The organism is Saccharothrix sp. 6-C, assembly GCF_016695385.1.
In the GTDB taxonomy this organism is placed as follows: domain Bacteria; phylum Actinomycetota; class Actinomycetes; order Mycobacteriales; family Pseudonocardiaceae; genus Actinosynnema; species Actinosynnema texasense.
On record NZ_CP064192.1, the window covers coordinates 5,688,896 to 5,703,860 of the forward strand.

Annotated in this window: 13 protein-coding genes and 1 pseudogene; 6 read left to right on the top strand and 8 right to left on the bottom strand. The window is 68.8% G+C overall.

Annotated elements, in window-relative coordinates; genetic code table 11:
- Positions 1-403 precede the first annotated feature (403 nt).
- Entirely contained in the window at positions 404-619 is a 216-nt protein-coding gene (locus IOD16_RS40570; protein WP_236594310.1) for a hypothetical protein, read from the top strand.
- A gap of 480 nt (positions 620-1,099) precedes the next feature.
- Here IOD16_RS40570 and IOD16_RS23590 read toward each other — a convergent pair whose 3' ends face one another.
- Both IOD16_RS23590 and IOD16_RS41075 read right to left on the bottom strand, forming a co-directional pair.
- Positions 1,100-1,864: an AfsR/SARP family transcriptional regulator gene (locus tag IOD16_RS23590; RefSeq protein WP_201436187.1), complete on the bottom strand. Its 765-nt coding sequence runs from the start codon at positions 1,862-1,864 to the stop codon at positions 1,100-1,102.
- A 368-nt stretch (positions 1,865-2,232) separates the two neighbouring features.
- Positions 2,233-2,700 carry a calcium-binding protein gene (locus IOD16_RS41075; protein ID WP_201436188.1) on the bottom strand — a complete coding sequence of 156 codons (468 nt, stop codon included), beginning with the start codon at positions 2,698-2,700 and terminating at the stop codon, positions 2,233-2,235.
- A gap of 823 nt (positions 2,701-3,523) precedes the next feature.
- Between IOD16_RS41075 and IOD16_RS23600 the strand changes: the two genes are divergently transcribed.
- The 3 genes from IOD16_RS23600 to IOD16_RS23610 all read left to right on the top strand — a co-directional run bounded on the left by IOD16_RS23600 (position 3,524) and on the right by IOD16_RS23610 (position 5,925).
- The gene (locus IOD16_RS23600; protein ID WP_201436189.1) at positions 3,524-3,751 is read left to right on the top strand and encodes a hypothetical protein; all 228 of its coding nucleotides are present in this window, start codon (positions 3,524-3,526) and stop codon (positions 3,749-3,751) included.
- A gap of 331 nt (positions 3,752-4,082) precedes the next feature.
- Positions 4,083-5,117 (top strand): hypothetical protein, encoded by a 1,035-nt coding sequence (locus IOD16_RS23605; RefSeq protein ID WP_201436190.1) that lies wholly within the window; start codon positions 4,083-4,085, stop codon positions 5,115-5,117.
- A gap of 484 nt (positions 5,118-5,601) precedes the next feature.
- The gene (locus IOD16_RS23610; RefSeq protein WP_201436191.1) at positions 5,602-5,925 is read left to right on the top strand and encodes an integrase core domain-containing protein; all 324 of its coding nucleotides are present in this window, start codon (positions 5,602-5,604) and stop codon (positions 5,923-5,925) included.
- Positions 5,926-6,064: 139 nt separating this feature from the next.
- Here IOD16_RS23610 and IOD16_RS23615 read toward each other — a convergent pair whose 3' ends face one another.
- The 3 genes from IOD16_RS23615 to IOD16_RS23625 all read right to left on the bottom strand — a co-directional run bounded on the left by IOD16_RS23615 (position 6,065) and on the right by IOD16_RS23625 (position 11,148).
- The gene (locus tag IOD16_RS23615; RefSeq protein WP_201436192.1) at positions 6,065-7,279 is read right to left on the bottom strand and encodes an FHA domain-containing protein; all 1,215 of its coding nucleotides are present in this window, start codon (positions 7,277-7,279) and stop codon (positions 6,065-6,067) included.
- The gene (locus IOD16_RS23620) at positions 7,218-8,735 is read right to left on the bottom strand and encodes a protein kinase domain-containing protein (RefSeq protein WP_201436193.1); all 1,518 of its coding nucleotides are present in this window, start codon (positions 8,733-8,735) and stop codon (positions 7,218-7,220) included. Before IOD16_RS23620 ends, IOD16_RS23615 begins: the two co-directional genes overlap by 62 nt.
- A 1,510-nt stretch (positions 8,736-10,245) precedes the next feature.
- Positions 10,246-11,148, bottom strand: coding sequence for a phosphatase PAP2 family protein (locus IOD16_RS23625; protein WP_201436194.1), 903 nt, complete (start codon positions 11,146-11,148; stop codon positions 10,246-10,248).
- A gap of 440 nt (positions 11,149-11,588) precedes the next feature.
- Between IOD16_RS23625 and IOD16_RS23630 the strand changes: the two genes are divergently transcribed.
- Both IOD16_RS23630 and IOD16_RS23635 read left to right on the top strand, forming a co-directional pair.
- Positions 11,589-12,221: a GNAT family N-acetyltransferase gene (locus tag IOD16_RS23630; RefSeq protein WP_201436195.1), complete on the top strand. Its 633-nt coding sequence runs from the start codon at positions 11,589-11,591 to the stop codon at positions 12,219-12,221.
- A 238-nt stretch (positions 12,222-12,459) separates the two neighbouring features.
- Positions 12,460-13,494: a diacylglycerol kinase family protein gene (locus tag IOD16_RS23635; RefSeq protein WP_201441529.1), complete on the top strand. Its 1,035-nt coding sequence runs from the start codon at positions 12,460-12,462 to the stop codon at positions 13,492-13,494.
- Positions 13,495-13,558: 64 nt separating this feature from the next.
- Here IOD16_RS23635 and IOD16_RS23640 read toward each other — a convergent pair.
- The 3 genes and pseudogenes from IOD16_RS23640 to IOD16_RS23650 form a co-directional block, all read right to left on the bottom strand.
- Positions 13,559-13,660, bottom strand: a pseudogene (locus IOD16_RS23640) (IS5/IS1182 family transposase); the annotation flags it as partial.
- A 169-nt stretch (positions 13,661-13,829) separates the two neighbouring features.
- Entirely contained in the window at positions 13,830-14,165 is a 336-nt protein-coding gene (locus IOD16_RS23645; protein WP_201436196.1) for a hypothetical protein, read from the bottom strand.
- Positions 14,135-14,542: a hypothetical protein gene (locus IOD16_RS23650; protein ID WP_201436197.1), complete on the bottom strand. Its 408-nt coding sequence runs from the start codon at positions 14,540-14,542 to the stop codon at positions 14,135-14,137. Before IOD16_RS23650 ends, IOD16_RS23645 begins: the two co-directional genes overlap by 31 nt.
- Positions 14,543-14,965: the final 423 nt, after the last annotated feature.

Consider the following 14,965-nt stretch of genomic DNA (forward strand, 5'->3'; position numbering starts at 1 on the left):
CAGCAGGGCGAGGTCGCGGCCAGTTGCGGGCGACGGTGAAGCCGAACGTGGAACCCACGATGAAGACCGCGAGGAACATCGCCAGGAACGCGGTCATGCCCGTGACGGTCGCGGCGCCACGGCACCGACGCCGGTCACGGGGCGGAGGCCGACGCGTTGTTCGCCGCGACCGGGGCAACCCCCGTCCAGGGCGTGTCCTGCGGATGTTTCTCCTGATCGTGCGCAGATGATCGTGTGCTGTGGGACGTGGTGAGCGGACGGACAAGGCCTGGACGAGGATCGCACCACTGCTACCCGCGCACAGTGGGCAACAGCGGTCGCGATCTACGTTGAAGCGTTCTGCCTGATCGGGCTCGAGAGCTCGGGGCGGACCCGCGAGGGGTGCCGCGCCAGCGAGTGACCGGTGGGTGCGGTGTCGCTGTATCGCTGCGGCGGTGCGCTGACCGACGATGAGACCGACCGGTTGGCCGAAGCACCGGGCGACCTGCCCCTCGCGATCGGAGAGGCCGCCACCTGGCGGCCCCGGACCGGCATGCAGGTCCCGGAATGCCTGGGCCTGCTACAGGTAAGCGGTGATGTGAACGGCTGCGGGTGCCAGAACTCTGCACTCGGGCGTTGAGCTGCGGCAATTTTCGCCTGCGGTTGGACTGGTCCGATCGCGCGGTGCTCGCCACGTTGGTTCGACGCCTGGCCGGCTGGTTGCGGGAACACCGGTTGGTGACACCGGGAACCATCCTGCGATGGCACCGGCGCCTGGTCGCGAGGAAGCTGCCGGCGCGAACTCCTCGACCGCACCCTCGTCTGGAACCGACCGCACCTACCCCACGCCTTGCACGAGTACGAGAAGTATTGCGACACCCCACCGGCCCCACCAAGGCATCGCCGACGCCCGCCCACTGCGCACACCGCCACCAGCCGTCACCGCCCAAACGGCCCTCACCCGACTCGACATCCACCAACGGCAACAACTGGGCGGCATCCTCAACAAGTACCTCCATCCCGCCTGACCAGCACGGACAGGATTTTCGGCAGGCACAAGGCCGGGATCGTCGGCGTCCACCGCCACCCGCCGGACGCCGAGCACGTCGCCCGACTGCGGTCATCCGGGCCGCGGCCCCAAGCGGCCTCCGACCAGTTCTCGGAGTTCCGACGTGGGAGCCAGGTTCAGGTCCAGTCGGAGCAGGCGGCTGAACCGGTCGAACGCGTGCACCGCCTCGGACTGGTTGCCCTCGGCCAGGTGGACGCGGATGAGGGCGGCATGAGCGCTTTCCCGCAGCGGGTCGGCTCGGACGACCACGCCCGCCGCTGCGGTGGCATCACCGAAACGGCGTTCCGCTACCAACCCGTCCACCACCGCCTCCAACGCGTGGAGCCGGAGTTGCCGCCAGTCCTCGGCTCCGGAGACGGCCCAGTCGTCGTACCAGAGCGGCAACAACTCCGACGACAGAATGGCGACCGCCTGCACGCTCAGGTCCGCCGGGGTGTGCGGGCCCGCCTCCAGCAGGCGGTGGGCGAGCGCTTGGCCGTCGCTCAGGTCGACCGAGACACCGGGCGCTAGTTCCAGGCTGGACACGGTGACCAGCAGCGCGTCCCGGCAAGCGGGATTCATGCGGATCAGCGTCGACCGCAGGGCCGCGTAGGCGTGCCTCTCGGTCGCGTCCGCCCACAGGGAGGCCGCCACGAGCAGTCGTCCCGCCATCTGGTGTCGCATCGCCATGAACGCCAGCAGGCGCTCTGCCCCTCCGGAAACCGGGATGGCCCCGGCCCTGCCGGTGAGCCGGAACCCGTCGAGGAGCGTGATCCGCAGACCTGCCTGGTGCACCCGAGGCGCCAACCGCGCTTCCGTCGCCGCGAGCGGGGTCATGAGCCCGCTGTCGGTGTCGTCAGGAAGATGTCCGGAAAGATGTTCACGAATAGCCTCTCGGCTTCGACTTGCACGTCGTGCGCGGAGCCCGCGCCGTCACCGCCGAATCTGAGCCTGCCGCGAGTGGACCGCCGGCCGACGGCCTGTGGACGAGGTTACCAGCGCAGGCATGACGACTGGACCGGCTCGCAAATGCTTTACCACCACAGGATTTCGCCACGCGTGCATCCGAGCACGTCCCCGCTCAAACCACCCGTTCGGGGGGTTCGTCGGAGCCCTGGACGACGCGCAGAGCGACCCGGTCCCTTCCGAGGGCCGGGTCGTCGTCCGCCTGTGGTGTCCGCGGGTCATCTCGGCATGCCCGAGTGCTACGACTCGCAGCTGCTGCGGAGGTCCGGAGGGATGCCGACGGGGCCGCAGGAGTCGGTGTTGTCACCGCCGTTGAGGGTGTCCTGGGCGAAGTCGGTGCCGGGGCCTCTGAGCGTGTCGTTGCCCGCCGAGCCGTTGAGGGTGTCCGTGCCGAGGCCGCCGTTGAGGGTGTCGTTGCCCACCCCGCCGGTGAGGGTGTCGTTGCCGTCGCCACCGTTGATCGTGTCGGCGTAGGCCGTGCCGGTGACGGTGTCGTTGCCACCGTTGCCGTAGACGGTCTTGCCCGGGTTGGCGCTGGTGCAGTCGATCGTGTCGTTCCCGCCGGACCCGAGCACCGTGGTGTCGGTCTGCGTCACACCTGGACCGATGGTGCACGGGACTGCCGCCGAGGCGACACCGGCACCCACGAAACCACCCATCACGAGGATGCTCGCGGCCAGGATCGGGTAGAGCTGTCGGGCTCGCATATCGTGCTCCGTTCCTTGCTCCGTTCGTGCTCCGGAATTCGGATGACCACATCGTGTTCCGCGAGGCGTTACCGACGCGTGACACTTCGGGGAGGCGCCTAGAGCACGGGACCGGAGTCGAAACCTCGTCACCTTCGGCGCACAGCGCTGTCACGGCGTCGCGAGGCGGGCTCCGGCCCCGTGGGCGGCGAGCCCGGAAACCAGCCGACGGGTTCCGCGTCACCGCTGTCGGTCAGCAGGAGCAGACGCCACCGTTGTTGACACCGGCCGTGCCGTTGGGACTCGTAGCGCCGCTGAGCCCACCGGCGGACGGTGTCGTTGCCACCGAGCGCGTCGACGGTCCCGTTCACCGGGCCCGCCCGTGATGGGGATGACGTTGGTGGCCGAGGTGCCGGTGAGGGTGTCACTGGCGTTCACCGCCGACCTCCGCGCACTCGACCACCGGCACGGCGGAGGCATCTGCCGTCAAGTCGCGGTGTCGCGCCTGCCGTCCGCGCCGACGCTGTTCGACCTGCCCGCGTCCGACGAAGTCTCCCGCCGCTGGCCCTCGCCGTGGCGGACCTGCACAACCAGGGCGGGTGGTCGCGCTTCGACACCGGGCTCACGATCGAGGCGACGCGGCATTTCGGCACGGTGCTGACCCCGGCGCCCTCGGGCGGGCGATGGCCGAGTTCCAGCTCGGCGAACGGGCCGCCGTGTCCAGCGATTCCGCCCTGGCCCCAGCGCTGATCTTCGCCAACCAGGCGGGACGCGGGCGCGGACGGGAAGGCGGAGGACGAGTCCGTAGCGGCCTGGGCCGCGTTCTTCACCGCCACCGACCTCAATGCGAATCGTCGGTGTCGCCCACACCGACCTTGCCCGGACCGCGGATCCCCGGTACGCGGGGTACGCGGTGGCCGTGCCGTCGACCGCCATCGATGATCACGGGCCCGGGATGGCGCGCAGCCGGGCGTTCAGCGTGATCTTCCTGGCGATCTGCCACCTGCTCGACGGCCAGGTCGACGCGCGGTGCTGCTCGGCAACGAATCCGTCGACCAGCGCGAACTGCTGACCTCGACCCGCACCATCGGCCGACTGCCACCGCTGCGCCACGAGACGGCACGGCGTCGCGGCGACTCCTGGGCGCGAGCGCTGGTGGAGCGGATCCGCGCCTTCCACCCCGCCTCCGGGCTCCCGAACCCGGCGGTGTCATCTCGGAGCCGACTTCCGCCTCCGAGTGGTCCGGCCAGGTGTGCGGCCTGCTATCCCGACATTCCGCGCAGTCGACTTCGCCGCAATGTCGTAGCGAGTGCGTCCATTTGGACGACTATGGGGTCGATCAATCCGCCGAAGGTATAGGTTGACGTTGTTACCCCAGCTCCCGGCGGCGCGACACCTCCCGATTGATCACGGAAGTGGAGCGTACTCGCGGTCTTTTCACGGACGATTCCCATCAGCTCAGCCTGCCCCGATCGAGCCGGTGCACGCGCACGCCGTCCGCATCATCGTCGCCGATTATCGGCGCACCCCGCAGGAAATCCTCAACCGTGTTCCAGGAAATGAATCTCATGCGTCGCATCCGTACCGCTTTCCAAGCAGTGTTAGGTGTCACCGTCGTGGCGGGCGGCCTGATCGCCCTCCCGTCGGCGGCACAGGCCATCACCATCCCGGTGGCGTGCAGCGAGAACGCGCTCGTCGCGGCGGTGAACCTGGCGAACTCCACCCCCACCTCGGACACCCTCGTCCTGGCTGGAGGCTGCACCTACCGAATGACCACCGCGCACGGTGGCGGGTCCAACGCGTTGCCGGTCATCACCACCCCGATCGAGATGATCGGCCCCGCGACCGTCACCAACGCCTCGCCGCTGGGTCTCGGACTGTTCCGGATCGCGGAGGTCGGCCCGACCGGCAGCCTCACCCTCACCACCGGCGTCGCGTTCACCGGCGGCAACGTACTCGGCCACGGCGGCGGGATCCTCAACCGCGGCGCGGTCACCCTCACCGGAAGCACCCTGACCGGCAACACCGCCTCGGGCAACGGCGGAGGCCTCGCCAACGACGACACCCCTTCCGGCACCGCACCCGCCGCGACGTTCACCAACAGCCCCGTGTCCGGCAACACCACCCTGCTCGGCGACGGCGGCGGCCTCTACAACGGCCTGCGCGGCACGCTGACCGTCACCGGCGTTTCCGGCAGCCCGCTGTTCATCACCGGCAACAGCGCCGGTCGGGGCGGCGGCATCTCCGCGGTCGACGCCACCGCGACGACCCTCACCCAAACCGCCGTGACCAACAACCACGCGCTGCTGGTCCTGGGCAACTCCGGTGGCGTCTACCGCCAGGGCGGCACGATGACCACCACCAACTCCCCCATCACCGCCAACACTCCGAACAACTGCGTCGGCAGCACTCCCGCAGTCCCCAACTGCACCGGCTGACCACACCGCCGGTCACCCACAGTCCGCTTGATCCGTCACACAAGGAACACATCATCATGGGGATCGTCATCATCGGCGGTCTGATCGACTCGGTCGTCGGCATCGTCAGCGGCACCGCCACAGGCATCCTCGGCGCCGCCGGTGCGGTCCTGTTCCCCCTGCTCGGCCTCTGACACCGAGCTCCGCATGGCACGACCCCCGCCAGGCGCCCGCCGACGGGGGTCGTGCCATGTGCGTCTCGGCCGGCGACCACGACGAGGGTCCCGCCTGCGGCGGCCTTCGTCCTCTCCTGTGGCGGCCGGCGGATGGCCAGCCGAGAAGAGGATGCGACGCGCACCCCGGGACAGAACCGGGGACAACCAGCGGGATAAGACCGGGACACGACCCCACCGAACGGGTGGGGTCGTGTCCGCCGTGCTGCGAACCGCCCCGGCATAACGGCTGCCACACTCCGTCTAGGACGGAGCCAACGGGGAGGGAGCGGGTGGAGGTCCGGCTGTTGGGTGCGGTCAGGATCTACAGCGCCAAGGGCGAGCACAAAGCTGTCCACGACAACCCGACGGGTGCATGCTCACCTCGCTGGCGCTGCACCCACACCCCGGTCGTCGGCACGCTCCGGCGTGAAGCCTTCGACCACATCCTGATCCTGGAAGAACGCCACGCACGACAGGTCCTCGCAACCTACGAAGACCACTACAACCGACACCGGCCCCACCAAGCCCGCGACCAGCTACCACCAGCAGCCCCACCGCAGTCCACGGCCTCGACACCCACAGACCCCACCGCACCCGCATCCTCGGCGGCCTGATCAACGAGTACGAACCCACAGCAGCATAAGCGCAGGTCATACCACGTGGCCGACTTTTGACGCCCCACAGGGGCGCGCAGTAGAAGCTCCTGCCTGCGGCGAAGAGCAGCAGGAGCCGAGTGATGAGGGTGAAAGGGAGTCATCGGCGCGTGGTCAGGACCCAATCCCGGATGCGTTCGGCCAGTCGCGCCGCCTCGTCGACATCACCCGGCGTGATGGCGCGTTTGTGGTGGGCCTGGTTCGTCAGGCGGAGGAGTCGCTGTGCGGCGGACCGGATCTCCCGCGGCACCCAGTCCCGGGTCGCCTCGTCGCCCGCGAGCAGGGACAAGCAGAAGCGCTCGTCGTCGAGACTGTGGTTGACCATGCCGCCGCGATCCCGCCGGACACGATTGACCACGTCGAGCCACCGCGGGCCGTGGTAGTAGCGCAACCTGGCGCACAGGACGGGTTCGACCACCGCGCTCGCGCGTTCGGCCGACCTGACGATCCTGGCGTGCGGGCGCTGGGACAAGTCGGTGGACGACGGCCAGCCGGGTGCCGCGGCACCGGCCAGGTCGGCGGGCGTCACCACCGACGAGCGGTCGGCTGTGCGCCTTTCCAGCCAGGCGAGGTCGGCAGGGGTCACCGCGCGAAGCGCCAGCAGCCACTCGCACATCTCCCGCAGGGATGCGGAGTCGCCGTCGCCGGACAGCCTGACGCCCGTGCGCTCCATCGCGTCACGCACGGTCCGGAGCCGGTGTTCGACCTGGGCGCGGGTGAGACCGAGGGCGGCAGCGACATCCGAGTAGCCGGCAGGACGCGGGTCGTAGTCCCTCAACGGTCTGAGGTAACCGCGAGCGAGTGCCACCACGACCTCCTTCTGCCGATCGTCGAGGAGGGGCGTTTGCGCACGGGTGCTGTCGACGCTCTCGGGTTCGAAGTCGCTCGGCCGCGCGTCACCCACGCCGTCGACGGTGATCGTGAGCAGGTAGGTGGCCTCGTCTCCGGGCACCAACACCGTCAGGGGCGATTCGTCGATCAGCCTGCGGACCGGTGGGCCACCCGGGAGAACGACCGGAAGGGGCACGACCAAGCCGGTCGGGTCGGCCACGTGCAGCACGCGTTTGCGGCTGAGGTTGATCAGCACCCAGAACGCGCCGGTCCTGCTCACGCGCCCGGCCCGGCGGCTGACACCGTGGTCGCGAGCACCCACGACCACGGCGCAGGCGGGATCGCGCCCGAACACCGCGTCCCCGTCACGCAACTCCCTGACCAGACCGTCGAACTCCAGGACCAGCGTTCCCACAACACCCCTAGGAGATCGTCGGGTTGATCCACACGCCGTTGCCCGAGGCGCAGTCGGTGTCGACGTCAAGCGCGATCCGGGAGACTCCGGTGACGTCGAGCTGCCGAAGGGTGCGGACCTCCCCGACCGAAATCGTCTCCGCGACGTGCTGCTCACCGTCGAGCCAGACCCTGAACACCATGGGGTCCGATCCCGTGGTCTTGTCGTCCAAGCCGATCGCCGTGTCGAACTTCGTGAAGACGCGCCCCAGGTCCCACGTCGAGTAGGAACCGCAGAAGTTGTTCGCACCGCTGATCAGCGTCCTGGGGAAGACCTTGTTGTCGACGCGGGACGGCCCGATGTCGTAGTCACTGTCCTCTCCGATCACCGCCATGTCGATCAACGACCTCGGGCCGTCGTTCCTGGTGCTGGCCGGCAGCTCACCGGTCGTGCCGGAGGGTGTGGTCACCGTGGCGGTGGTCCCCGTCGAGTCGGCAGGCTCCGCAGTGCGGTCCGACGACCGCGAGAACGCCCCGTAGGTGATGTTCGCGGCAGCGATGACACCCAACGCGACAAGCGCCCTCTTGCGACCCGGGGTGAGCCACCCGCCCGTGCGGGAGCCCGGCGCCGGAGGCCGCAGCACCTCGGTGCCCTGAGAGTGGGCGGAAGGCGGTGGGAGCGGACCGGATCGGGGCAGTGCGGTGGATGTCGCACCGCGCAGGCCGCGCAACCACGCGCCCGCCTCAGGTCGCCGCTCCGGGTTGTCGTCGAGGATCGCCATGAACCAGGCCAAAGGGTCGTCCCCCTCGAACAGGCCCTGCCCCGCGAGACCGTGCCGCATGGCGTCCGGGGTCGAGGGCCGGTGTCCCCCGGTGAGCACGAAGTAGGTGAGAGCGCCGAACGAGTACTTGTCCGCGGCCGGGCTGTACTCCCCCGACCTCGCGACCTCCGGGGCGTGGTAGCCCGGTGTGCCGGCCGGGAACTCGGTGACGTGGCGTGCGACGCGGAACAGGCCGAAGTCGACCAGCGTGGCTTGTCCGCGCCGGTCGATGATGATGTTCGCAGGAGTGATGTCCCCGTGCACGACCGGCCTGCCCGACGGCGTCGCCTGACCCCCGTGGAGCGCGTCGAGGATCTCCGCCACCTGTCCCAGGTGCCGGAACCGCTCTCCCGTCGCCGGGCCCTGCAAGACCCAGTCCTGAAGGGTGACGCCCTCCACCCAGTTCATGACGAGGTACAGCGCGCGTCCTCCCGAACCTGAGCGACCGCGCGGGTGCATCGAGTCGCCCTCGAAGCTGTCGTGCACCCCGACGACTCCCGGCCTCGCCACCAGGCGCAGCAGATCGACCTGTTCCTGCCAACGCGCCCGCCAGCGGTCGATGTCACCGAGGTGATCGATCCTCAACATCTTCACCGCGACCAGCTCTTCCCCGCCGGCGAGCGTCACGGACGCCTTCCACAAGGTCGCCTCGCCGCCTCCCCCGACGTGATTGGACAGCTGGTACTTGTCCGGGTTGCCGTCAGGCCCTACGAAGAAGCTCTCCATGCCGCGCGCTTCCACTCCTCACCGCGATGACCGGGCCCGTGCGGACAGGACCGCGACCGGGAGTCCGGACGCGACGCCCAGGAGTGCCTCGACCAGAACATCCGGCCCCCCGTCGACCGAAACTCACGGGCTACCGCACGTCAACGCCGCACAAGCCGGTATTGACTGATCACCCCAAGCATCCCTGCGGACTCACCCCAACCGACCCCACCGACCACCACAACGCACAATTGCGGCCACCGACGTTTCGTTGCCCAACGAACATCCGCCCGTACCACTGATCGAGCGCCAGGACGACCTCCACTACTAGCACGTGTCTCAAAGGTGAGGTGACTGGCTGCGTGTCGGTGGCCGGAACGTGGCGAGGTCTCCGGTAAGTGGTTCAGCGACCAAGCAAACCGTTGTGGCGGAGACCTCGTGGCCGGCGTAGCGGCAGCGGAACGGGCCGATCTGGCCGACGCGCAGTGGGTGGTGCCGCGACCACTGTTACCTGTCGGTGTCAGGCCGGGTCGTCCGCCGAAGTGGAGCAGGCGACAGTTGATCGACGGCATCCGGTGGCGGGTGCGTGTGGGTCTCGCCCGAGTACGGGCCCTGGCAGACCGTCTACGGGTTGTTGCGGCCGGGACCTGGAAGCGGATCCTGACCGCGTTGTAGGCCCGCGCCGACGCCCCGGGGGTCGATCGTGTGGGACGTGAGAGTGGATTCCACGGTTATGCGGGCGGACCAGCATGCGGAGGGTGCGCGTAAAGGAGGATCTGCATGTCGAACCGCCCGACACCCCGGCCGACGGGAAGTCGGACGATCACGGGCTGGGGCGGTCGCGGGGCAGGAACAGGCCGTCGCCGCGGTCCACGTGGCGGCAGGCGTCCCAAGGCACCCCGACCACCGCCAAAGCCTCGCCCACCATCGCATATAGACCACGTCGACTGCGCCCTGACGCTCAAACGGGTCTACGTACTCTTCGTGATCGAGGTCGCCGCCCGCTACGTCGACATCCTCGGCACCACCACGAATCCGGTCGGCTCCTGAACCACGCAGCAAGCCCGCAACCTGATCATGGATCTCCGCGACCGGGCAGACGACTTCCGGTTCCTGGTGCGAGACCGGGCAGGCCAGTTCACCACCTCGTTCGACGCCGTCCTCACCGACGCCGGTATCGAAGTCGTGAAATCCCCCGCGATGTCCGCGAGCCAACGCCTACGCCGAACGGTTCGTCGGCACCGTCAGACGTGATGTCACCGACCGACTGCTCATCATCGACCAGTCCCCGGCGGCCTGATCAACGAGTACGAACCCACAGCAGCATAAGCGCAGTTCAGACCCGTGTCCGGCTTCTGGCACCCCACAGGTATCTGTCGACGACAGCATAATTCAGTTAACACTGAAACTATAGAGCCGACACACGCCAAGGTCGTGCCTGTACCGCTCGCGAAGTCATCGGGCCGCACGTCGTACGCCGCGGGGTGTTCCGGTCGGCGACGGTCGGCGGCCTGCCCATACCGGTGTGCGGTCAGGTCGCCAACCGTCGCCAGGAGGCCAGGAACACCAGCGCCGCGACGAGCGACCCGGCCGAGGCGAACGACCCGGCACCGAGGTAGATGTCCCACTCGTAGTCGTGGTCCCGCACCACGCCGGCCAGTCCGGCGCGGGCGAGCGGCACGCCCCACAGGACACCGCCCAGGACCAGTCCGACCACGGCGGACATCGCGGCGATCGCCCCGATGACGACCCGGCCGACCCGGCGACGGCCCTCGTAGCGGTGCAACGCTCCGCGGCGCGCGAGCCACCACGACGCGAGCGCGGCCAGGGCCAGGGCGATCGCGTCCGCGGCGAGGGTGTCGCTGAGCCGGTGCCACTTCGCGGTGAGCGTGTACTGACCGATGCCCACCGCCCACGGCAGCAGGAGCAGCATCACCACGCCGCGCCACCGGTGAGGCGCGACGATCACAGCGGCGAACAGCACGGTCATGGCGATCGCGGTGTGCCCGCTGGGCAGGCTGTTGTGGGTGTAGTCGCCGGTCACCTCCACCAACGGGGGCCGGACGAGCACGAACCGCTTGAGGCCCTGGACGACGATCTGGCCGAGCACGACCACACCGACCGCCGCGACCGCGAGGTCCCACCGCCTCCGCAACACGCCGACCAACGCGATGAGCACCACGGCCACCGCCAGCGAGTACACGGTGATCTCGTCCAGCGCCCGCCACGCCTCACCGGCCTCGGCCGAGTCGACCTGGTCCGCGCCGCGCAACGCGGCGTTCTCCAGCGCCTGACCCGTCGCCGTCCACACGGCCAGCACGTAGACCAGCGCCGCCACCCCGAAAGCCGCGACCGCGATCACCGCCCACCGCCGGGACCGGATCGGTGCCGCGACCTGCTCCGGTCGCCGGTCGGACTCTTCCTCCGATGCCACGCCCACACCCTCCACCACGACGATCAGAGGTCCATCATGGAGCGGGCCGGCGCCCACCGCCCGGTGTGCGACGACGCGGACGAGGGCGACTACCGGACGGTATCCCTGCCTCGGGGGAAGCCCGGTCGCAGCTGCGGAAGGGCCCGTCCACTCCTCGGTGCGAGTCGTGCCCAGGCCGCTGCGGCTCGGGTAGCGCGAGGTTCGGACCCGTGCCCCCACGATCCGCTCCCGGCGCCCCCGGAGGCGGCGCGATCGGGGAAGTCGGTGGCGGCGGGTCTGCCGGTCGTTCTCGGCGGGGTCGTCGGGCACGGAGACCGCGTCCGTCCGTGTCGGCGGATACACGTTCGGCTGCAATCCTGCTCGTGGACCGGTGCCCGAGTTTGGTCACCCGGGTGCGGGGCACCTCCCCCGGCATGGGCCTTGACCACCGCGGTGAACCCGTGAACGTCGCGGAACGGGAACCGGGACTGCCGCTGGGTCGAGCCGACGGTGATGAGCACCCCCGGCTGGTGGCGACCCTGACGGATGCGTTCCGTGACGACCCGCTGTTCGCGTGGCTGTTCCCGGACCGGGCAACACGCCCGCACCGCTCGAAGGAGTTCCTCCAGGCGATCGTCGAGTCGACCGCCGGCCACGGCGGACTCGTGATGGCCTCGCCCGACTACGCGTGCGCCTACCTGGCGTACCCGCCCGGCTGGCACGGCGAATCCGCCGAGGACAGCGCCCTCGACCGCCCGGGGCTACGTGACCGGGCCGACGCCGTGGGAACGCTGACGCGACTGTTGGGACAACACCGTCACGGCCTGCCGCCCCACCTCTACTGCACCTACATCGGCACCAGGCCCGAGGCGCAGGGCCAGGGCAGGGGCCGGGCACTGATGACCGGCTTCGCATCCTGGTGCGACGCCAACGCCGTCGGCTTCTACGCCGAGGCGACCTCACCGAGAAGCCTGGCGCTGTACGAGCGCACCGGGTTCCCCCGCCTCGGCGACCCGATAACCCTGCCGAACGGACCTCGTCTCCAACCGGTCTGGCGCAGCCCCACGAAACCCGGAACCGAGCCGCACCAGTGACCGCCCGGCGGCAGCCGCGGTGACCATGTCGTCGGCGCCACCGCACACCTGACCGCGTCCTGGACCATCCAAGCCGCCGTGAACCTCGTCATGGACCTCGAAGATGAGGGTCGACACGTCCGCGTCCTGCGTCCTGCGGGCCGGAGGGATCGACGATCTCCGCCGCCGACACCGCCAACCGCCGCCGGACCTCGCGGTGATCCCAGGTCGAGGTCGTAACGAACTGCTGCCACCGTCGATGATCGACACCGAGGCGTTCGGCCATCTGATCGGCTCGGCCGGCTTCTGCAGCGCTTCGCGTGTCGTGACCCACGTGTACGTTCGCCTGCCGCAGGGCATCCGGTCCGGTGTCGACCTCGTGAAGGCGGTTCGGGTGGATCCAAGGCGTGACGGGCTTCGTGTGGCGGTGGTCGTTCACCCGGTCGCCGTAGTGGAGCACTCCGGATTCCGGGACCTGGTATCCCGCACCGCCCAGGACCGCGGCTGGTGCGAGCCGCGGTGGTTCGAGACCACCCGTGACGATGCCGGGACGGGGGTGACGGCACTCGCCCTGCGCGACCACCCGCACCTGGTCCTGGCGTGTGGCGGGGACGGCACGGTCAACGCGGTGGCCACCGGACTGGCGCACACCGGGGTGGCGATGGGCATCGTGCCGATCGGCACGGGCAACCTCGTGGCCCGGAACCTGGGGATCGGCAGCGCGGTGGAAGACGCCGTCGCGTCGGCTTTCGACGGGGTGGACCGCCGCGTCGACATGGGTCTGCTGGACGGACGCCCTTTCGTCGGCATGGGCGGGATCGGCCTGGACGCGGAGATGGTCCGCGACACCTCGCCCAGGATGAAGCGCCTCCTGGGATGGCCCGCATACCTACCGGCGGTCCTCAAGGGTCTGAGGTCGGGCGCCAGTCGGGTGGCGGTCCGGTTGGACGACGGCCCGTGGCTGACCCGCCGCGTCCTGGGGGCGGTCGTCGGGAACATCGGCGCTCTGCAGGGCGGGGTTTCCCTCCTGCCGGAGGCTGATCCCGCCGACGGGCTCCTGGACCTGGCGTTGCTGCGCGACGTGCACACCAGGGGTTGGCTCGTCACGGCGGGACGCCTGATCGGTTCCCGCCGGGTGGACGGACCGGCGGTGGAACGATTCCGGTTCCGACGCCTGGAGTTGCGCAGCAACCGCACCAAGCCGTTCGAGGTCGACGGAGAAGTCTGCGGCACGACCAGAACGCTGAAGGTCGAGGTGGACCCCGGAGCGCTCGTCGTCAAGGTGCCGGCATGAACCCGCCGCCTCCGTCCCGAAAGCCATCCGGTCGCCGGCCGTGATCAGCATTCCGGGCGACCGCGACCGAAGCGGCGTCCAGGATCGCTCGCGACCAGTCGACCTCCCCACGCGACCCGAGCTCGTCCAACACCGCCTGGTGCAACCGCCGCACAACGCCGCCTCGCCAACGCCCGACCGTTGCAGCCGCTGCCACAACCGGCCACCGATCAAGCAACCTTCACCAACCTCGACATCCGCCGCCGGCCGCGACTGGGCGGCATCCTCAACGAGTACCACCACGTCGCCTGGCCTGCACGGGCGACATTTCGGCAAGCACAACCTCAAGTCAAAGGTCAAAGCCCGCCAGTCAACTTGGACCGCACAAGCGCGACCAGCTCATCACTGGTCGCCCAGATTCTGACATGCGCCGAAAGGCCGAGTCGCATTTTCGACCACGTGGAACATGCGTAGACCGCGGAAACGTCATTGACATACCAATTCAAGTCTTCGCCGGAAGCCTCCGTAACCACATCCAATGAGCCACCAAAAGAGCTCCGAACTCGAGCAATAAAGCTGGCATCGTCGCTTCTCGAATCGTAAACAATATCCGTCGCCGGCATCGATGCCGCCACTGCGGCGAACATCGCATCACATTCGATCAGCGAGTCGCGGCTGGAAAACTCTCGCACGGACCTGTCCTCAAACCGATCAGCACCCCGCCGTCTAGGCCAATCGACGCGCCTGCCGGACCTGCAGACTCCACCGCATACTCTATTTCAAGAGGACCGTCAGCATCTTCCGGATCGCACATCGGCGAGAAGGTGACCGGGCCGTCGAACAGCCCACTTCGATACGCAAGCCCTCCCCACCGTTGCTGCACGTGCTCGACCAGCGAGACGATATCATCGTACTTTCCTGGCCCGAAGACCTCGACTAGACGACTCCGCAACGCGTCGCCGATCAAATCGACATCATAAGCATACTCCTCGGCATGTGCGCCAAGAAATTCAATGGCCCGTTTCGACAGAGCTCCGGGGTCATCCAAAACGAAGCTGCGCAACCCCATGGTAAATCTCACATCCCAAACTCAGCCAAGAACCGCTGGCAACTCGGGCACGGTGCCATAACTTGCTTGTGCAACGCCGCACCGATCCTCTTCGATTTGCCCCCCATTGTCGTCACCGATGCCGGAGCAGCACCCAACTCCACAACTCGCGCCACCCCGCTCACCTCACTGCATCCCGAATGGGCATGACCACAAGCCTCCAATGCCGCTCGAACTTCCCCCGGAACAACCCCAGGGGCTCCCGCTCGGCTGTGTACGGCTACAAGCAGGCCGGATGGCCGTTCACCCACAGTCTCGCTGACGGTGCCGGGCCGCTGACGTCGAGGTGTGGATTCGGAGATGGCGTCCACCATGTCCTCCAACCGCCCCACTGCACCGTCGCCACAGTTGTGGACAAGAAAGTCCTCGTCGCCAGCCGCAACG

What these genes read in the sequence shown, in the direction of transcription:
- IOD16_RS23590 (WP_201436187.1), bottom strand. Translation starts at nt 1,864, where the DNA reads ATGACCCCGCTCGCGGCGACGGAAGCGCGGTTGGCGCCTCGGGTGCAC.
- IOD16_RS41075 (WP_201436188.1), bottom strand. Translation starts at nt 2,700, where the DNA reads ATGCGAGCCCGACAGCTCTACCCGATCCTGGCCGCGAGCATCCTCGTG.
- IOD16_RS23600 (WP_201436189.1), top strand. Translation starts at nt 3,524, where the DNA reads ATGCGAATCGTCGGTGTCGCCCACACCGACCTTGCCCGGACCGCGGAT.
- IOD16_RS23620 (WP_201436193.1), bottom strand. Translation starts at nt 8,735, where the DNA reads ATGGAGAGCTTCTTCGTAGGGCCTGACGGCAACCCGGACAAGTACCAG.
- IOD16_RS23635 (WP_201441529.1), top strand. Translation starts at nt 12,460, where the DNA reads ATGATCGACACCGAGGCGTTCGGCCATCTGATCGGCTCGGCCGGCTTC.
- IOD16_RS23650 (WP_201436197.1), bottom strand. Translation starts at nt 14,542, where the DNA reads ATGGGGTTGCGCAGCTTCGTTTTGGATGACCCCGGAGCTCTGTCGAAA.